The 19,063-nt window shown below is 41.8% G+C and carries 14 protein-coding genes and 1 pseudogene; 11 read left to right on the forward strand and 4 right to left on the reverse strand.

All coding sequences use genetic code 11. The features are described from left to right. Nucleotides 1–152: 152 nt before the first annotated feature. Entirely contained in the window at nucleotides 153–1,151 is a 999-nt protein-coding gene (gene galE, locus LPAF129_RS06365) for a UDP-glucose 4-epimerase GalE (RefSeq protein WP_244055324.1), read from the forward strand. A gap of 654 nt (nucleotides 1,152–1,805) precedes the next feature. Here galE and LPAF129_RS06370 read toward each other — a convergent pair. Then, nucleotides 1,806–3,626 (reverse strand): flavocytochrome c, encoded by a 1,821-nt coding sequence (locus LPAF129_RS06370; protein WP_244055325.1) that lies wholly within the window; start codon nucleotides 3,624–3,626, stop codon nucleotides 1,806–1,808. 739 nt (nucleotides 3,627–4,365) lie between these two features. Here LPAF129_RS06370 and LPAF129_RS06375 point away from each other — a divergent pair. Further along, nucleotides 4,366–4,629 carry a hypothetical protein gene (locus tag LPAF129_RS06375; protein ID WP_244055326.1) on the forward strand — a complete coding sequence of 88 codons (264 nt, stop codon included), beginning with the start codon at nucleotides 4,366–4,368 and terminating at the stop codon, nucleotides 4,627–4,629. Between the two features lie 210 nt (nucleotides 4,630–4,839). Here LPAF129_RS06375 and LPAF129_RS06380 read toward each other — a convergent pair whose 3' ends face one another. After that, complete coding sequence (locus tag LPAF129_RS06380; protein WP_244055327.1) at nucleotides 4,840–5,142, reverse strand: hypothetical protein; 303 nt, start codon at nucleotides 5,140–5,142, stop codon at nucleotides 4,840–4,842. Between the two features lie 327 nt (nucleotides 5,143–5,469). Between LPAF129_RS06380 and LPAF129_RS06385 the strand changes: the two genes are divergently transcribed. Then, a complete protein-coding gene (locus LPAF129_RS06385; RefSeq protein WP_244055328.1) occupies nucleotides 5,470–6,507 on the forward strand; it encodes an aldose epimerase family protein in 1,038 nt (345 codons plus the stop codon). Between the two features lie 367 nt (nucleotides 6,508–6,874). Here LPAF129_RS06385 and LPAF129_RS06390 read toward each other — a convergent pair whose 3' ends face one another. Further along, nucleotides 6,875–8,074, reverse strand: a complete 1,200-nt coding sequence (locus LPAF129_RS06390) for an NAD(P)/FAD-dependent oxidoreductase (protein WP_265747310.1) — start codon at nucleotides 8,072–8,074, stop codon at nucleotides 6,875–6,877. A 220-nt stretch (nucleotides 8,075–8,294) separates the two neighbouring features. Between LPAF129_RS06390 and LPAF129_RS06395 the strand changes: the two genes are divergently transcribed. The 4 genes from LPAF129_RS06395 (at nucleotide 8,295) to LPAF129_RS06410 (ending at nucleotide 12,198) form a co-directional block, all read left to right on the forward strand. Beyond that, nucleotides 8,295–8,933, forward strand: coding sequence for an HAD family hydrolase (locus LPAF129_RS06395; RefSeq protein ID WP_244055329.1), 639 nt, complete (start codon nucleotides 8,295–8,297; stop codon nucleotides 8,931–8,933). 252 nt (nucleotides 8,934–9,185) lie between these two features. Then, entirely contained in the window at nucleotides 9,186–10,241 is a 1,056-nt protein-coding gene (locus LPAF129_RS06400; RefSeq protein WP_244055330.1) for an AI-2E family transporter, read from the forward strand. After that, a complete protein-coding gene (locus tag LPAF129_RS06405) occupies nucleotides 10,234–11,424 on the forward strand; it encodes a MalY/PatB family protein (RefSeq protein WP_244055331.1) in 1,191 nt (396 codons plus the stop codon). The genes LPAF129_RS06400 and LPAF129_RS06405 overlap by 8 nt, the downstream gene beginning before the upstream one ends. 87 nt (nucleotides 11,425–11,511) lie before the next feature. Continuing rightward, entirely contained in the window at nucleotides 11,512–12,198 is a 687-nt protein-coding gene (locus LPAF129_RS06410) for a 2,3-diphosphoglycerate-dependent phosphoglycerate mutase (RefSeq protein ID WP_244055332.1), read from the forward strand. Between the two features lie 388 nt (nucleotides 12,199–12,586). On the opposite strand, the gene LPAF129_RS06415 is transcribed toward LPAF129_RS06410, so the two are convergent. Beyond that, nucleotides 12,587–13,543, reverse strand: a complete 957-nt coding sequence (locus LPAF129_RS06415; protein WP_244055333.1) for a sugar-binding transcriptional regulator — start codon at nucleotides 13,541–13,543, stop codon at nucleotides 12,587–12,589. A 141-nt stretch (nucleotides 13,544–13,684) separates the two neighbouring features. On the opposite strand from LPAF129_RS06415, the gene LPAF129_RS06420 reads away from it, so the two are divergent. The 4 genes and pseudogenes from LPAF129_RS06420 to LPAF129_RS06435 all read left to right on the forward strand — a co-directional run bounded on the left by LPAF129_RS06420 (nucleotide 13,685) and on the right by LPAF129_RS06435 (nucleotide 18,555). After that, complete coding sequence (locus tag LPAF129_RS06420) at nucleotides 13,685–14,491, forward strand: glycyl-radical enzyme activating protein (protein ID WP_244055334.1); 807 nt, start codon at nucleotides 13,685–13,687, stop codon at nucleotides 14,489–14,491. Nucleotides 14,492–14,543: 52 nt separating this feature from the next. Further along, nucleotides 14,544–16,982: pseudogene (locus tag LPAF129_RS06425) on the forward strand (glycyl radical protein). Between the two features lie 19 nt (nucleotides 16,983–17,001). Continuing rightward, complete coding sequence (locus LPAF129_RS06430; protein WP_244055340.1) at nucleotides 17,002–17,682, forward strand: fructose-6-phosphate aldolase; 681 nt, start codon at nucleotides 17,002–17,004, stop codon at nucleotides 17,680–17,682. Nucleotides 17,683–17,937: 255 nt separating this feature from the next. Next, complete coding sequence (locus LPAF129_RS06435; RefSeq protein ID WP_244055335.1) at nucleotides 17,938–18,555, forward strand: DedA family protein; 618 nt, start codon at nucleotides 17,938–17,940, stop codon at nucleotides 18,553–18,555. Nucleotides 18,556–19,063 lie beyond the last annotated feature (508 nt).

Here is a 19,063-nt window from a genome sequence, read left to right on the forward strand (position 1 = left end):
TGATTTTTGTTCAAGTTTACTTTTCAATTTACCTAAAAAACTGGTAGAATGAAAATGAAGTAATTATGAGCGATCACGGGCTAAATTTTTAAAAGCGTTTCCAAATGCCCGCTGGTCAAAAATAGCAGAATTGATGTAGGAGGAATCGTTGCATGGCAGTATTAGTATTAGGTGGAGCAGGATATATCGGCTCACACACCGTTGATCGTTTGATCCAAAAAGGTGAAGAAGTCGTCGTTGTTGATAGTTTGGTCACAGGTCATCGTGCCGCTGTTAACTCACAGGCCAAGTTCTATCAAGGAGACTTGTCTGACCAAGATTTTATGCGCAAAGTTTTTGCGGAAAATCCGGCCATTCAAGCAGTGATCCACTTTGCCGCATTCTCATTGGTCGCAGAATCAATGACAGATCCATTGAAATATTTTGACAACAATACAGCTGGTATGATCAAGCTGTTGGAAGTCATGAACGAAGTTGGTGTTAAAAAGATCGTCTTTTCATCAACAGCCGCAACTTATGGTATTCCTGAAACAATGCCAATTAAGGAAAGCGACCCGCAAAAGCCAATCAACCCTTATGGTGAAAGCAAGTTAATGATGGAAAAAATCATGCGCTGGTCTGACAAAGCTTACGGCATTAAATTTGTCGCTTTGCGCTACTTCAACGTTGCCGGTGCTAAAGAAGACGGCTCGATCGGTGAAGACCATCATCCTGAAACTCACTTGTTACCGATTGTTTTGCAAGTTGCCATGGGCAAACGTGATCAACTCAAGATCTTCGGTGATGATTACAATACACCAGATGGCACGAACGTCCGGGATTATGTCCACCCAACTGATTTAGCTGACGCGCATATTTTGGCAGTCAAATATCTGTTGGCCGACAATGATTCTAACGCCTTTAACTTGGGCTCATCGACCGGCTTTTCTAACAAGCAGATCCTTGAAGCTGCCCGTGAAGTAACTGGCAAAGAGATTCCAGCCGAAATGGCACCACGTCGCGGCGGTGATCCAGATACATTGATTGCTGCTTCAGACAAAGCTCGCGAGATCCTGGGCTGGAAGCCGCAATTTGACGATATTCATAAAATTATTCAAACTGCTTGGAACTGGCATGAAACTCATCCACAAGGTTATGCAGACCAAGACTAATTAAGCAAGAAAAAGCAGCCCGCAGAAAGGCTGCTTTTTTATTTAGGCGTTTGCGTAAAGTGCTTGCGAGCGGGGGTGTAAAAAGACATAATGCGGCTCGCCATTGAGATTAAAGCTTTTGGGCTTCTTATTGAGTGTTGGACGTAATGGAGCTTATATACTCCACATCGGAAATAAAGACAAAGAGTTAAACAGGAACTTGAAGAGAATTACTAAGAAAAATTGCGGCCGTAGCCTAGGTGAAATTCTCAAAGAAACTAAACAGAAAATGTAGGACGAGATTTAGCAATATCCTATTGAAAAAATGGCTTCATTTAGATGCTTGGCTACGCTCGCGTATTCGTCAATTGGAAATAATGGAAGAATATTGATTGGAACTCGTTATAAGGTATTGATTCAGTTAGGAATGAAGCCTAAAGCAGCGAAAATCTATGTCAATACTCGTAAAGAATACCGGCACAACACACGGTAAGACACTATGTGTAGTCATAACAAATGGAAAACTGGCACAGCGTGGACTAATAAATCTGTCAAAACTGTACCAGTCTATTCAATTAAAAGCTTAAGTTGTTGAATCGCCGTATACAGACCCGTACATACGGTGGTGTGGGGGCGACAGGGTGAATATCTCCTACCCGATTCTAATCTTTTTATTTAGTCTCGAGGAATAAAATCTGGTAAAGTACCGTTCGTTGCCATTTGACCAGCGATATAGCCATGAACACAACAGTCTGGAATAGCATTTGAACCCAAACGATTCGTACCATGCACACCGCCAGTAACTTCTCCTGCTGCGTAGAAGTGAGGAATCACTTTACCCCAAATATCTTCAACCTCTGTTTTTTCATTGATAGTGATACCACCCATCGTATGATGGATCGATGGCCACTGAGGAATTGCATAATAAGGTCCTTCTTCGATCTTGATCATAATTTCTTTGTCAATAACTTTACCAAAATCAGGATCTTGCCCTTGTTCAATATAACCGTTGTGTTGCTTGATGGTGGCATTTAAATCATCAGCATTCATTGATACCGAATGACCTTTGTACGTGTGTTCATTAATAATGTCCACTAGTTCTTTGATGGTATCCGCTTTGAAAATACGATCGGCAGCTAGTCCATCTTTTAGCTGCTCAGGAGCAATAAAGCCGTCATTATCAACGATTTTTTGCCCGAAAATACTAAATGTTGGGAAACCGGCACTATCTTGTGCGGCCTTTGAACAAACATCCCGGCGTTCACCCTCATTAACGTAACGTTTACCATTGATATCGACATAGATGATCCCGGAGCTCGGACCAGAGAAAGGAATAACAGCGTATGCGTCCAGTACACCATTGTTTGGATCGGCAAATGGGAATAACTGGATATAAGACATTTGCATGGTGTTTGCACCTATTTCTTGAGCAATCGTTAATCCTTCACCGGTAGCACCAACGTGATTTGTTGTTGGTAAATCTGCAGTTAAATACGGGACCTGTTTGGTACGCATTGCAACATTGGCACTAAAACCACCAGTTGCGAGAATGACGCCTTTTCGTGCACGAATTGTCTTGGGACCATCTTCAGTATCAACACGGATGCCTACTACAGCACCTTTACCGTTTGGCTCACGGTAGATTTGAGTTAGTTTAGTGTTGACTAGTATTTGAGCGCCAGCTTCTTCAGCAAGTTTTTTCTGAATTTTAACAATATCTGAGCCAACACCATGCTTCATGGTATAAGTTCGATAACCGTAGTGTCCACCTGGACGAGTCAAGGATGGGCGAACTTCTAAGCCATTATCTAACAGGAGGTTCAAGTAAAATGGTGAACCATACACGAGATTCTTGACTAATTTAGGATCTCCCATGAAATCACCACCTGCTAAAGTGTCTTTAATGTGTTTTTCAGCAGTATCTGGCTTGAGATTTAAATTTTTCTGTAATCCGGCTGCTAACTTACTGGTATAAGCGGCGTAGACCCCACCATTGATTTGCGAGTTACCACCAATCATTGGCATCTTTTCAACAACCACGGTCGAAGCTCCAAGTTGGGCTGCCCGATGAGCTGCAGCTAAACATGCAAAACCACCGCCAATTGTTACAACGTCATACGTAACGTCCCATTTGTCCGGTAATTTTGAGAGACTAGGCGTAGTATTTTTAACTTCAATTTCTTTTGTTGTAGTAACAGATTTTTCAAATTTTGCTGGATCACCGCCAGCTTGTATGACAGCATCTTTAACCGCTTCTTTAACAGCGTTGCTAGAGGCAGTCGCTCCAGAAATAGCATCGACAGCTAGCGATTGTGCGACGATAATATTTTTTGACAGTTTTGTAACAGCGACTTCTTGCATCTGTGAGGGATTATCACTAGCCGGAATTTGTCTGAGAAACTTAATTTCAATAATTTTATCTTCGTCAACTGAAACCTCAAATTCTAAATCTTCTGCAAAACCGTGACCTTTACCAATATATTTTCCCGCTTTCATAGAAATACACTCCTCGTTATTTTTAAACAGTGTTAAAACCCGGATGACATGTGGATTGAGCAACAAAAATACCAATGACAATAAAGGAATAGTTAACATAAATATTTACGCCCTTATTGTAATCGGTTACATTACGTTAAGCAATAGGCTATGGTAATATAAAACATAAGATATTATAAAGAAGAATTGTTCCACATATAATTGTCTTAGAAGTTTTAGTAAAGCTAATTGATAAAACCTAATAATTGTTCTGGTGTGTACTGACTATTAGCTATTTTTCTGTGTAAAATCCGGACATAATAAACTCATATCTACCATAATTAAAGATAGTAGATGCGAAGTAATCATGGAAAAGAATAGAAACTAGAAACCTTAAGAAATTTAATTAAAATTAAGTTTGTTAATTGTGAGAGTGTTCAAGTCACGAACTATTTGAGTGGGCTATTTGACAAAGCTGGGATTAAAAATGAAATCATTCCTTTAAATGGAACCGGTGATGTACTGATTTTGTGGCTGAAATTGTTTCGGAATAACTCATACGGGGTCGTTTCAGGGTACATAGATGGTGAAATACTTGCAGCACCTAGTTTCACTAGCACCCACCATATTCACCATTTTTTAAGTTAGGCAAAAAGTAAATGGTTGCTAAGAAAGTAAAGGAAGCATAACAGGCGTTTGGCTTGCTAAAAAGGCGAGCTTAACTTATGATGAAGGTAAATCTCAGGAGGGGTGAACAGTGATGGGACGTCAATTACATGAGCACTTAAATCAAGCAGCTTTTTTAAGCGGAGTGGCAGCCGCTGGGTTAGTTCAGACAGGAGTTCATTTGGCCAGTCGCGCCAAGACACATCGCCCACATACGAAAAAAAGGCAGGCTGGGGTAGTTTTAGGCGAAGTTAAATATCGCCCCGAACAAGTTGAACCAGCAAACGTTTTGCGAGGAATCAAGACGGACCTTGATGATATCAAGGATGCCTTGGTTGATATCGCAGAAAAAAGATAAACAGGAAAGACACGGTCACGAGATGGCGGTGTCTTTTTTGCTGGGAAACAAGCAGAAGTGTGCCGCGCACTTCAGCAGCTCGCGTCTGACGTTTGGGCTGGAGGAACACGCCTAGTTTGAGCGCATGAAAAAACCGTACCCCATTCAGTGAGTACGGTTTGGCTTCAATTATTAGTGACCCGAAACGCTAGTTAAATAGCGTAGGGATAATTAGTTAACTTTTTTGAAAAGTGGTTCTGCTTTTTGTGCATCGAGTGGCAAAAAGGCATTGCCGATCACAGAATCATCAATGATCAATTCATAATCATCGGTCAAGCTTGGAACAAGTGGAGAAAGATTGTTCAGCTGTTCTGATTCAAATCTGTTGAATGAGAAGTTCCGCAGGTTCTTCATGTTATTTTCCAAGGCTACAGAAAAAGTCACGCGAAGAAAATGTCCATCTTCATTTGAAATTGTCCATTCTTTATCTTTATCCTGACGTGCTTCTGTTTTTTCTACAACAGTATTATTCATTCTAAGTCCTCCAATGCAATTATCTTTTCTCGTTGATGAATATACCATACTCTATAAATTTGTAAAAAGCAAGTTTTTTTAGCTATTAAATAGTTAAATAATCAATAATGCTTAAAACAAAAGCCTTTTAAACTAGGCAATCTCGAATTTGTAAGGATTATTCAGTAAATTAAAGTAATTAAAATGATTATTTTTAAATAACTATACCAATTTGTACCATGGTAAACAAAATCATTTACATTGATGTAACCGCTTTAAAAGTGAAGCGAAATGCGGTACACTGAAGATGGAAAATCATAAAAAAGGTCAGAAAGAAGAGGGAATCTAATGGATATATTTCGGAGCGTCATAGAAAACTTTGAAGGACATGTCGTCACTAAGATCAGACTCGTCAATGATAATGGAACGGAAATTTCTTGTCTCACGATGGGAGCAACTTGGAACGAATTCTTGGTGCCAACTGAAGACGGCGGTCACCATAACTTATTGCTAAGTTTTGACACAGCGAAAGGGTACTATGATAACTCTCTGTGTTGTTGTCAGTCGATTGGACGAGTTGCCGGGCGAATCAAGAACGGTCAATTTACTCTCGATGGCAAACAATACCAGGTGCCAACCAACGAAAATGGGAATACGCTGCATGGCGGCCCAGGCAGTTACCGGTTCTTGAACTGGGGTTACACCACTTCCCGGAGTGCCAACAGTGTCAGTGTCATTTTCCAGAAACATATTAAAGAAAGTCGCGATGGTTTCCCTGGCAACTATTTAGCAACCATTATCTATACTTTAGATAATGCTAACCGGGTCACCATTTCATATAGTGCTTTAAATAGGGAAAGTGAAACGCTCTTTAATCCAACTTGCCACGCTTACTTTAACTTAAGCGACAAACGTGACTTGTCTTCGCATTCCTTGATGATCAATAGTAACGAATATTTGCAGCTTGATGATGAACTGATCCCTACTGGCCGGGTCTTACAAGTAGATGAGACCCCTTATGATTTCCGGAAGTTTACCAATCTGCAACAATCCATCGATGCTAATGAAGGCTTTGACGATGCTTTCGTTGTGAACGGTCCTGGGATGGCCACGAAGCCGGTCGCAGTTTTGCGCGATAACGAAAGTGGACGTCAGTTGACCTTGAAGAGTGAAGGAACTGGCTTAGTGATGTACACCATGCCAGAAATTGACGATGGAATCAAGCTTTCACGTGACCATGGCTTAGACGCTGTGCCGTGTGAAGGGGTTGCCTTAGAAGCACAACAATTACCAGATGCGATCAACAATGAAAACTTTGGCGACGTTGTCTTAAAGAAAAACGAAAAGAAAACTTACCATATTACCTTTGAATTTGAACAAAAATAAAGTTTAAATAACAAGCAGCTGCGGTTCACCTGTTGGGTGGGTCGCAGCTGCTTTTTGCGTCTTTGAATTAGTGAGACTGGCGTTGACAAATGGAAGTTGGATGGACTTGTGCGGGCAAATGAATTTGTGGACCAAAATATCTCGAAGTTTGGTCCAGGAATCAATTTGTGGACCGAAGTATCTCAAAATTTGGTCCAGGAATCAATTTGTGGACCGAAGTATCTCGAAGTTTGGTCCAGAAAAGAATTTGTGGACCAAAGTCGCTCAAAATTAGGCTCGAAAAAAAGTCTCCCAAAAATTTATCGGGTTAGTCTAACCACCAAAAAACCAGCCCCTATTAACAGAGACTGGCCTGAGCGATTAACTATTATTTTTCTGCAAGTGAACCAACTAACGCATCATTTGCAGGTGGGTTAGCTAATAACTGGCGTACATCATTTAGGTCAACTGTGACGTTCCAGACTAACACGCCGGCTAATTTGTCGTTATCTAAGAAATAAACGATCGTGCCGCTTGCTCGTTTGTCAAAGACTTGTGTCAAGCTAGGGTTAATGTTACCCACAGCTTGCCAGGAAATATCGAAAATCATCGAGTAGAAATAAGGAGTGTGGGTATAAGCGGCGTTGGCACCTGCCATGTTACGACCCACCAGTTCACCTGAAAGTCGGGCATGGTCAACGTGTTCGATCCGTTGTCGTCCCAAAATTTGGTCAGGATAAGAAGCAATGTCACCCGCAGACCAAATGGCAGGATCGCTTGTTTGTAATTTTTCATTAACCTTAACTCCACGATCAGCTAATTCCAAATCACTGTCTTCCGCTAATTCAATGCGTGGTGTGACACCTAAGCCAATTAAAATTGTATCTGCTTCTAGCTTTGTTCCATCGGCGGTTGTGACGACTAAATGATCATCAACGCGTTCGTAACCATCAACTAGTTGACCACTCAAAATCTTGACACCATTCTTTTTGAAGGTTGCTTCATATTCGGCCCGAATTTCTTCTGGGAACTTGCCAGCTCCAAGGTTTTCTTCAGGGAAGACCATCGTGACCTTAGTATTATTTTGAGTTAATGATGATGCCAATTCGGTCCCGACAAAGCCGCCGCCAATAATGACGATCTGCTGTTGTTTGCCGCTGAATTTGCGGAGCTTGCGGTAATCAGACCAGTTTCTGAAGGTCAAAACGTGTGGATCTTCTGGCCCTTTGATCTTGCGCGGTTCGCCCCCGGTTGCGAGCAGTAATTGATCATAATGCACCGTGGTGTGATCATTCAACTCAATGGTATGGTCCTCACGGTTAATTTTAGTAACGGTTGTTTTAAACTTAAAAGTCACATCTGCGTAATCTTCCGCACCAATTCGGATGTTTTCTTCTGTGAACTCATCATCTAACCACAATTTTTTACTTAAAGCAGGTCTTTCGTAGGGAACGTCTGCTTCTTGTGAAATGACAAAAATTGCACCAGTAGGATCTTCTTGTCGAATTCCTTTGATTGCATACCCTGCAACCATTCCTCCACCGATAATGACATAAGGATAACTTTGTTTGTTTTCGTTTGTACTCACTTGATCGCCTCCGTGAATTGTTTTTACGTTTAGCTCAATTGTATTATAAAAAGTGCGTGATGAGAAAAAAGATGCTTATGAAGATTAATCATAGAAACGTGGTGTTAGGAAGTTGGGAGTCTTTTTGACTTAAGTTTAATTCTGCTGCACATTTAAGAGCTGAAAATGTTAAAATCTAACTATTAAGAACTTAGCGCATAGATAAGGAATGGAGAAATAGATGGAAACTTTTTTGTTTGATTTTGATAATACGTTAGCTAACTCAGGCGAGACTTCGATTTTGGCAGTCCAGAAGGTGTTTGCGGATGCCGGTTTGACGATTCCTACACGGGAAATGATTTTTACTGAAATGGGCTTACCAATTGAGACTTCTTTCCCAGTTTGGGCTAATTTGCAAGACAATGACCTGCAATTAGAACAGATGTATGAAAATTTTCGGAATTACTATGCGGAAATTGAAGAACAAAATACGAGCCTCTTTCCAGGAATTGAACAGGCTTTGCGAGGGTTAAAGGAGGCTGGAAATCACTTGTACGTGGTCTCCAGTAAGTCTTCACAACCGTTAGCACGAAATCTGGAGCAGTTAGGGATCGACCAGTACTTTACAGATTTGATTGGCTCGGATTTAGTGGAACATTTCAAACCGGCACCCGATGGGATTTTGCAATTGGTTGAAAAGTATCATTTCAATCAGAAAAAGTCAGTGATGGTTGGTGATGCGATTTTTGATTTGCAAATGGGCAAACGAGCAGGGGTCCAGACAGCTGCAGCAGGTTGGGGTGCTTATGACATGCAGGCGATTAAGGCAGAACAACCAAACTATTTGTTGGAGCAGCCAGCGCAATTGTTAGAAATTTAAACACAGAGCGGATTAACCCGGTTAGAGGATGAGCATTAACAAGCTTCCAGGCATGATGCGCTTTTGGCATCGTGACTGAAAGCAGGTTAAGCGGAATCTTCTGGTTTGAGTAGCTCGACTAAAAACACAGAGTGGAGCCAGTCGGAAGTAGCACGACTAAGCTTCAAACCCGAGCAGTGTCCGTGAGAGAGGGAGACTGCTTGTTTAAAAATTACAGCATAAGAGCAGCCATAGAAAAGAGGAGAGAGATCAATGACGATTTGGGAGAAATTTATTAATAATGTCCGTTTAAGGCGGGCCGTTGTTTTAGCACTGGTGATTGGTGTTTTGTACCTGTTTAGAGGTTTAATGAACACTATCTTATTAACCTTTGTCTTTACCTTTTTGATAGTCCGATTGATCAACGCGATTCAAAGGAAGGTCAAGATCCCTGGGCTCGCCATTGTTTTGGTGGTGTACGCCTTGATATTATCCGGCATTTACTTTGTGATCACCAAGTATGCGCCGAAAATCATCGGTCAGTTTGAAGAAACGGTCAAATCAGTGATCACCTTTTACCAACATCCGCCGCAAGGAGCGAATGATGTCATTGAATATATTAGTGATTTTCTCAGCAAATATGATATCACCACCCAGTTAAAAAATGGGGCAGGAATCATTCTTCAGTCGCTGACAACCTTGGGTTCATTTGGAGTTTCGTTGTTGGTGGCCCTGTTATTGAGCTTTTTCTTTACCATTGAAAAAGACCGCATGTTTTCATTTTCGCGCAATTTCTTAAGTGGACCATATGCCTGGTTCTTTCAGGACATCAATTATTTTGCCAAAATTTTTGTGAATACCTTTGGGGTCGTTTTAGAAGCACAGTTTTTGATTGCGATCGCCAACACGGTCTTGACCTTGCTGGGGCTGAGTTTGATGAAGATGCCGCAGCTAGACAGTTTAGTCGTGATGGTCTTTATCTTGAGTATGATCCCCGTCGCTGGGGTAATCATTTCGGCGGTTCCGATGGCACTGATTGCTTATAGCGATGGAGGCTTGAAACTGGTCGCCTACGTTTTATTGATGTTATTATTGATTCATACCCTAGAATCATATGTTTTGAATCCCAAGCTGATGTCTAGCAAAACGGACTTGCCGATTTTTTATACCTTTGTGGTGCTGTTCGTTTCGGAACATCTTTTTGGGACCTGGGGCCTGATCGTCGGCATTCCGATCTTTATCTTCTTATTAGAGGTGTTAGGAATTAAATCGATCAAGACCGGTTCTAAGGAAAAACGGAAGAAAAGGAAGTTAAAAGTACATGAATAAGGATGAATTTCTTGCCAAATATGCGGTGGAACGCCGGAATACAAACTCTGTCAAATGGGACGGAATGGAAGTTGAATTTGGATCAGCTGACTTTTATCCGCTGTGGATCGCTGATACGGAATTCAAGCTTCCTGAAAGTGCGGTGCAAGCTTTACAAAAACGCGTTGCTCACGGGGCCTTTGGCTATTCGATCACGCCAGACGGTTATTATGATGCCTACTTTAAGTGGCAAAAAGAGCGTTATGGGATCGAATTGCACAAGGAGTGGCTTCGGTTTGGGACCGGCGTTGTCCAGTCTTTGAGTACTTTGGTGCAATTTTTGACGGCACCAGGGGATGCTATCATGTTGATGGAACCAGTTTATCATCCGTTTAGACACGTGATTGAAGATCAAGGACGCAAGGTCGTTGCTAATCAGCTGGTCGAGATCGAAGATGAATACCGGATGGACCTGGATAAAATGGAAGAAGAAATCATCGCTAACGACGTCAAATTACTGATGTTGTGCAGTCCGCATAATCCGGTCGCGCGTGTTTGGAGCGAAGAAGAACTGACAGACTTGTTGGAATTGTGTCGCAAAGAACAAGTGCTGGTGATCAGCGATGAAATTCACCATGACCTATTACCAACGGGGAAGAAGTTCGTGTCGGCGCTGTCGATCAAGGATGGTTTTTACCGGGATAATCTGATTATGGTGGATTCACCTTCAAAGACTTTCAACATGGCAAGTTTATTGATCAGCCATGTGGTGATCCCTAATCCACAGTTACGTGACCGCTATGACCAGCAACAAAATCTGTTGCATGCACCAGCGGGCAACTTGTTGGGAATGGTTGCTGGGCAAGCCGCCTATCGCGATGGCGCTGACTGGTTGGAGGGACTCTTAGACTTGGTCCGCTTTAACTACGAATATTTGAAAATACATCTGCAAGCAGCTTTTCCAACAATCAAACTTACAGAGCAGGAAGGGACTTATTTGGCCTGGGTCGATTTATCAACAGTAGTCAAACCAGGACAGCTCAAGCACATTGTGCAAGACGAAGCGCACTTAGCAGTGAACTTTGGTGAAATGTTTGGCAAAAGCGGTGCGGGGCACATTCGGGTCAATTTAGCGACAACACCTGAAAATCTACAAGCAGCAGTTTCATCATTGGTGAAAACTCTGCAAGAAAATCAAGCTTAAATTTTCACAAAAGACTGTTAATTTTTCAAATTTCATTGTAAAATGAAGAGGTAAAATAAATACATTAAAGAAAGAGGTCTGTACTAAATGCCAAAATTAGTATTCATCCGTCATGGACAAAGTGAATGGAACTTAAAGAACCTTTTTACTGGTTGGGTTGATGTTAACCTAAGCGAACAAGGTGTACAGGAAGCTACAGAAGCAGGTAAGAAACTTAAAGAAGCTGGGATCGAATTTGATCAAGCTTATACTTCAGTTTTAACCCGTGCCATCAAGACATTGCATATTGCCTTGGAAGAAAGCGACCAACTCTGGATCCCTGAAACCAAGACCTGGCGTTTGAACGAACGTCATTATGGTGCATTGCAAGGCCAAAACAAAAAAGAAGCCGCTGAAAAATTTGGTGAAGAACAAGTTCATACATGGCGCCGTTCTTATGATGTTTTGCCACCACTTTTGAAGTCAGATGACGAAGGTTCAGCATTGAACGAACGTCGTTACGCTAACTTGGACCCACATGTTGTTCCAGGCGGCGAAAACTTGAAGGTTACTTTGGAACGTGTTATGCCATTCTGGGAAGACCACATTGCCCCAGACCTCTTAGCAGGTAAGAATGTCATCATCGCAGCTCATGGTAACTCATTACGTGCCTTGACCAAGTATCTTGAAGGTATCTCAGACGACGATATCATCAACTTGGAAATGGCTACAGGTCAACCAGTTGTCTATGACTTGGATGACAAGTTAAACGTCATTAACAAAGAAAAACTTTAATTAATAACAGAGCGGAGTGTTTCGGTAGATTCCGAGCATTAACGGACAAAAGGACTAGATCGCAGCTTTTAGCGATGTAGTCCTTTTGTTGGTTAAGCAAAAGAATCTGAAACACGGAGCTCGACTAAGAAAAATCCCTGACTCTTTTTGCGGAGTTAGGGATTTTTTTGCGTCCTAAAAATTTTGGAAAGTGCACAAATGTGCTGCTTTTTTAACAACGCTTAAATTCTAAAAGATAATTAGCGCCCGTAACAGCGCGGTTTCAGTGACCTGGGTTGTTAACAACTTAAAATTAAATTTCCCGATTGAATTGTAATGGTCTAGCAGAATTTCGTATATTTAAGGAGCAGGGAACGAAAAGCGAATCAGTTCCCCTGAAAGTTGCAAGTTAGCGGTCGGCTAGGAGCGTGACAAGTTTTTGAGCGGTCAACTCGTCAATGATCAAGACATCTAACAAATTCATTTTCAAGATGGCAGCAAGCGAGTTAACTTTATCAAGTGAACGGGCGACGCCAACCACAGTGGGAACTTTTCGCAACATCTGAATGGGGATGCTGACGGTCCGATTTAAGAGCTGACCGCTTAAAACTTCGCCATTCTTATCAAAAAAAGTACAACAACAATCGCCAACTGCGCCACGCTCAGTAAGTTCGGCAATGTCTTTGGCCGTTAATAGGTCGCGCCAGTGGCTACCCTTCGATTTCAAGGAGCCGCCAATGCCGACAAAGGCGATGTCCAGTTGTTCCCAGGCGCGAAAGATTTTTTTGAAAGCCAATGATTCATACAGCTGAGTGCGTTGATAAGCAGTGGGCTGAATCGCAGTTTCGTTAATAAATAAACTCTGGCCGCCTAGCTGATGCGCAAAGTTATAAACAATACTGTTGGGGTGGTAACCGGCATTAAAACGGCTAGGCCCGCCAACTAAAGGAACAAATAAGGAATTGGTATTTTTGAAACTTCGTAACTGTCCGACCATCCCAGCTAGATTTTTTCCCCAGGCAAAGCCTACGGTAGAATGAGGCTTGATCGTACTTTTTAAGTATTGCGCAGCCTTTTTTGACAGATTCTCATCCTTTTGTTTTTCAGTTTCTGTTGGAAAATTAGGGACGATCACTACTTTCTTTAGAGTTGTTAAGGCTTTGATACGCAACTCTAATTCAAACAGCTTGGGATCATAACCCACGATTTGAATGGAAACAATTTGTTCTTGTTGAGCTTCCTTTAAAAAGCGGCTGATCGTCGTGCGATAAATATTTAGTTCCTGAGTGATTTGTTGTTGAGTATAGCCTTTGATGTAATAAAGATAAGAGATCCTGACTAATAGCTCACGTTTATCTTCTTTCATAGTTAATTCTCCATTTAAAATGCAAAGTGTAAATTCAGTTTACATTGAACCGGTAGTGTCAGTTTTTCCGTTCTCTTATCATTGTATGTGATATAATTCATTTGTCAAAGGCAACGGTTCCAACCAAATGAGGTGTAAAAGATGTCAACTAAAAGAAAAATTAATCATGACGACAAGGGTTTGATCTTTAACATTCAAAAATTTAGTCTAAATGATGGTCCAGGAATTCGTACTGTCGTATTTTTTAAGGGTTGCCCCTTAAAGTGTGCCTGGTGTGCTAATCCTGAGTCGCAAGCCCGTCGGCCAGAGAAAATGTACGACGAGGCTAAGGGTTGTCAGATCATGGTCGGCGAGTATCGGACGGTGGCAGAGATCATGGATGTGATCATGCAAGACTATGATTTTTATGAAGAATCAGGCGGCGGAGTCACGCTTTCTGGCGGGGAAGTTTTGTTCCAAGCGCCCTTTGCAATCAAACTTGCACAAGCCATCAAAGAAAAGGGCATTCACCTTGCTTGTGAAACGACTGGCTATACTAAACCAGAAACTTTCAATGAATTTTATCCGTACATGGACCTGATCTATTTTGATTGTAAACAGTGGAGTCCGCTGCTGCATCGGCAGGGGACCGGCGGAACTAATGAAATGATTTTAAAAAATATGCAAACGGTGATCGATTCAGGCAAAAAATATTGTATTCGGATCCCAGTGATCCCTGGGTTTAATTACACGGATAACGATGCCCAGCATTTTGGCGAACTTTTTGGCAAAATGGGAGTCAAGCGGGTCGAACTGCTGCCATTTCACCAGTTTGGTTTAAAAAAGTATGCTGATCTGGGCAGGGAATATCAAATGAAAGATGTTGCCCAACTCCATAGCGAAGATTTATTGAACTATCAAAAAATACTGCAAGATGCGGGGATCACTGCACAGATCAATGGCTGGTAAAGACAGAAAATTTACTGCTGTAGTTTTGTTTTAACCTTAGGAGGTTATTTAAATGGTAATGACAAAAGTTGCACCTAAAAAAACTGTTGGTAATTTTGGTAAATTAACTGCAAAAATGCAACGTTACCGTGAAGAAATTTTTGATGCGAAACCCTATGTTGACCCAGAAAGAGCGCTATTAACGACAGAAGCGTATCAGCAATATCAAGACCAGCAAGTGGACATTTTGCGGGCCCGGGTGTTGGAACATATCTTACAGAAGATGACGATCTTCATTGAAAAAGACACACTGCTGGTTGGTAATCAGGCACAGCATAACCGGTGGGCACCAGTCTTTCCTGAATATTCAATGAACTGGGTGATCGATGAACTGGATACTTTTGAAAAACGTTCTGGTGACGTCTTTTATATTACTGACGAGGCTAAAGAACAGCTGAGAAAGATCGCGCCATTTTGGCAGCACAACACCTTGGAAGACCGCGGGTATGCGGCATTTCCAGAAAAGAGTCGACTGTTTTATGATTTAGGATTGATCGGGGCAGATGGCAATATTACTTCTGGCGATGGGCATATTGCAGTCAACTACGAGACAGTCATTAAATACGGTCTGGTTTCCTACGAGAAACGGATCAAAGAACAAATGGATCAGCTTGACCTGACAGATATTAACCAGCAGAAACAACTTTATTTCTACCAGGCAGGTTTGATCGTTATTAAGGCAGTCCATGACTTTGCCGATCGCTATGCTCAACTAGCCGAAAAAGAAGCAGCAGATGCAACCGACCAGCAAAGAAAAGATGAGCTGTTAGAAATTGCACGGATCATGCGGAAAGTTCCATATCAGCCAGCCGACTCATTTTACGAAGCAATTCAAGCTGTCTGGTTTGTTCATTTGATCTTACAAATTGAATCTAACGGACACTCAGTTTCTTACGGACGTTTAGACCAGTATTTGAACTCATTTTATGAAAATGATGTACAAGCAGGGAAGATCACTGCTGAAAAAGCGACGGAATTGCTGACTAATTTGTGCATGAAGACTTTGACCATCAACAAAGTTCGTTCTTGGGCACACACTGAGTTTTCTGCAGGAAGTCCACTCTACCAAAATATTACGATCGGCGGTCAAACAAAGGACGGCAAGGATGCGGTCAATCCAATGTCTTACTTAATTTTAACTGCGATCGCCCAGGCTCACTTGCCGCAGCCAAACTTGACCGTTCGTTATCATCATGGCTTAAGCGACCACTTTATGCGTCAATGTGTCGAAGTAATTAAAGAAGGTTTAGGGATGCCGGCTTTTAATAATGATGAGGTCATTATTCCATCCTTCATCGCTAGAGGGGTTAAAAAAGAAGACGCCTATAATTATAGTGCGATCGGCTGTGTCGAAACCGCAGTTCCTGGCAAATGGGGCTACCGTTGTACCGGAATGAGTTTTATTAACTTCCCACGGACGCTATTGATCGTGATGAATGGCGGGCGTGATCCTGAATCCGGCAAGCAACTTTTGCCAAATTACGGGCATTTCACAGAAATGAAGTCCTATGACGAATTGTTCACTGCCTGGGATCAGTCGCTGCGGGAAATCACGCGTCAGAGTGTGATCATCGAAAATACCTGTGACTTAGCTTTGGAACAAAACTACCCAGATATTTTATGTTCGGTACTAACTGAAGATTGTATTGGTCGAGGTAAGACGATCAAAGAAGGCGGTACGATTTACGACTTTATCAGTGGGTTACAGGTCGGAATTGCTAATTTGGCAGACTCGCTAGCTGCTATTAAAAAGCTAGTCTTTGAAGAAAAGAAGATCACCCAACAGGAATTATGGCAAGCTCTAACGGACAATTTCCAGGGACCAGGTCAAGAAAAGCTGCGCCAAATGTTAGTGAATGACGCGCCTAAGTATGGTAACGACAACGATGAAGTCGATCAATTGATCGTTCAAGCTTACGAACCATATATTGATGAAATTTCTAAATATAAGAATACTCGTTATGGCAGAGGACCAATCGGCGGGACGCGGTATGCAGGAACGTCTTCAATTTCCGCTAATGTTGGTCAGGGACATAGTACGTTGGCAACTCCAGACGGCAGATTTGCGCGAACACCATTGTCTGAAGGCTGCTCTCCATCGCATTCGATGGATACCGATGGACCAACGGCTGTCTTCAAGAGTGTTTCTAAGTTAAACACCAAGGCGATCACGGGTGGAGTGTTGTTGAATCAGAAAATGTCACCGCAATTACTCAGAAGTCCTGCTAACTGTGAAAAATTAGTTCTGTTGTTACGCACCTTCTTTAATCGTCTGCATGGCTATCATGTGCAATACAACGTGGTTGATAGAAAAACATTAGTTGATGCGCAAGAGCATCCTGATAAGCATTGAGATTTGATCGTTAGAGTCGCAGGTTATTCGGCCTTCTTCGTGGGATTATCCAAAGAAACCCAGGATGACATTATTGAAAGAACGGAACAAAGCATTTAGAAATGGAGTTGTTGACCTAATGGAAATTTTAGTTGATACAGTAAACTTAGCTGAAATCAAAAAGTACCATCAAATGTTAAACCTGAGTGGAGTAACGTCAAATCCCACAATTATCAAAAAAGAGGGGCACGTGGATTTCTTTGAACATTTGCGTGCAATTCGACAGATCATTGGACCTGACAAAACGCTGCATGTGCAAGCTGTTGGTGAGACCACGGCAGAAATCGTGGCAGATGCACACCGAGTTTTGCAAGAAATTGATCACGATGTATATATTAAAATCCCAACTGATCCGGCTGGACTGGAAGCGATGAAACAGCTGAAAAAGGAGAATGTGCACATTACGGCGACCGCTATTTATACTGTTTTCCAAGGAGAACTAGCGATTGCGGCGGGGGCAGATTATTTAGCTCCTTACTATAACCGGATGATGAACATGAACATTGACGCGGCGAGCGTAATTGCTGAACTGGCCCAAGCCATTGAAATGAGTCATAGTCAAACTAAGATTTTAGCTGCCAGTTTACATAACGTTGCCCAAGTTACTTCTGCCCTGAAAAATGGTGCACAGGCAGTGACGATCGGGACTGATGTCATTGCGGCTGGCTTAAATGCACCAATGATCGCAGCTGCAGTTCACGATTTTAAAAAGGATTGGCAGTCAATGTACGGCGAGCAAACAATTGCTGACCTTAACTAGCGGGTTGTACAGGTGAAAAGTTAGCTTAGCCCAATTGTGGTAAAAAATACGTGCTCGAAATCTTGTAAATCTAAGGCCCTGGCTCCAGTGAAAGAGTCAGGGCCTTTTTTTGGTTTCAGTAAAGTACACTGAGGGGTGGCCTAGCTGATTTGGAGCAGAAAATTTAAAAATTTCTAGCATTGGCTGGTTAAAGTTGCCGTGCAGTCTGTGCACTTGGTATGCTTGAACTAAATAACTTGGAAATGAGGCAACCATTTGGAAACAGAAATGATTACCGCAGCAATCGAGCAGTATGGCTACGTTGGCATCGCCTTCTTGATTGCATTAGAGAATGTTTTTCCCCCGATTCCATCCGAAGTCGTGCTGGTTTTTGCGGGCTACTCAACTTTACAGACGAACCTTAGTCTGATTGGAGCCACGATTGCGGCCACAGTTGGTGCTTATCTAGGAGCATTAATTTTATATGCGGTGGGACGGTGTTTAAATGTTGACCAGTTGAAGCGTTTTGCAGCCAGCAAGGGTGGCAGAATTTTGCGAATTAAAGCCAGTGATATTGATAAAACTGCCACTTTCTTTAACAAATATGGAGGCTGGACTATTTTAGGAGGGCGGTGTTTACCGGTTATCAGAAGCTTGATTTCGATCCCGGCTGGCATGACTAGATATCCCTTGGGCAAATTTAGCCTATTAACACTAGTTGGAACGTTAATTTGGAACTTCGTTTTGATCAATGTTGGGCATTATGCAGGCAAAGCTTGGCGCCACATGTTAGTTGTGGTTGATGAGTGGCTCTATGTAATTCTTGCAGGTGTAATTGTAGTCGGGGTCTTAGTGTGGGGACTAAAGCGGTGGCAAAATAACAGAGTAAAGTGAGACGTTTAAGAGATGAGCATAATCGCGAACTGGCCCTTAATGCGTTTTAGATATTGAAGACCGAGTGTTGATAGGCGGAAGAAACTGTTTTGAGTAGCTTAATTAAAAAGGTCTAGAAATTAGTTAACTGATTCTAGACCTTTTCTGAATTGCGGTAGGAGTTATCGGCGACACCCGATAGCTCCTTTTCATTGATAATAATAACCATCTTTACTGAAAAAAAGCAAGAGTTTTAGGCCAAAAGATAAGGCAAATAAATTACTAGGGGAACTAACAAATACAGTAATTAATGTTGCAAAAAATTGTCTGGTGAAAATGCGTTAATTTAGTGGATTACAGTTGTATTTATCAGCGAAATAAGAAATAATTAAGGGGAAACACAATAAAAAAAGGGAGGGAAATTTTAAAATGAAGTTAGCCAGTTAAAAAAATTAACACAAAAAACGCCATAGTGGCGAAATATCGTTTATCATATTAGTTACCACACAAAACATGAGAGGACGATATC

Origin of the sequence: Ligilactobacillus pabuli, from assembly GCF_022836475.1 — a bacterium.
Taxonomy (GTDB): domain Bacteria; phylum Bacillota; class Bacilli; order Lactobacillales; family Lactobacillaceae; genus Ligilactobacillus; species Ligilactobacillus pabuli.

Coding starts and splice junctions, on each gene's coding strand:
- galE (WP_244055324.1), top strand. CDS start 153: ATGGCAGTATTAGTATTAGGTGGAGCAGGATATATCGGCTCACACACC.
- LPAF129_RS06370 (WP_244055325.1), bottom strand. CDS start 3,626: ATGAAAGCGGGAAAATATATTGGTAAAGGTCACGGTTTTGCAGAAGAT.
- LPAF129_RS06375 (WP_244055326.1), top strand. CDS start 4,366: ATGGGACGTCAATTACATGAGCACTTAAATCAAGCAGCTTTTTTAAGC.
- LPAF129_RS06380 (WP_244055327.1), bottom strand. CDS start 5,142: ATGAATAATACTGTTGTAGAAAAAACAGAAGCACGTCAGGATAAAGAT.
- LPAF129_RS06385 (WP_244055328.1), top strand. CDS start 5,470: ATGGATATATTTCGGAGCGTCATAGAAAACTTTGAAGGACATGTCGTC.
- LPAF129_RS06395 (WP_244055329.1), top strand. CDS start 8,295: ATGGAAACTTTTTTGTTTGATTTTGATAATACGTTAGCTAACTCAGGC.
- LPAF129_RS06400 (WP_244055330.1), top strand. CDS start 9,186: ATGACGATTTGGGAGAAATTTATTAATAATGTCCGTTTAAGGCGGGCC.
- LPAF129_RS06405 (WP_244055331.1), top strand. CDS start 10,234: ATGAATAAGGATGAATTTCTTGCCAAATATGCGGTGGAACGCCGGAAT.
- LPAF129_RS06410 (WP_244055332.1), top strand. CDS start 11,512: ATGCCAAAATTAGTATTCATCCGTCATGGACAAAGTGAATGGAACTTA.
- LPAF129_RS06415 (WP_244055333.1), bottom strand. CDS start 13,543: ATGAAAGAAGATAAACGTGAGCTATTAGTCAGGATCTCTTATCTTTAT.
- LPAF129_RS06420 (WP_244055334.1), top strand. CDS start 13,685: ATGTCAACTAAAAGAAAAATTAATCATGACGACAAGGGTTTGATCTTT.
- LPAF129_RS06430 (WP_244055340.1), top strand. CDS start 17,002: ATGGAAATTTTAGTTGATACAGTAAACTTAGCTGAAATCAAAAAGTAC.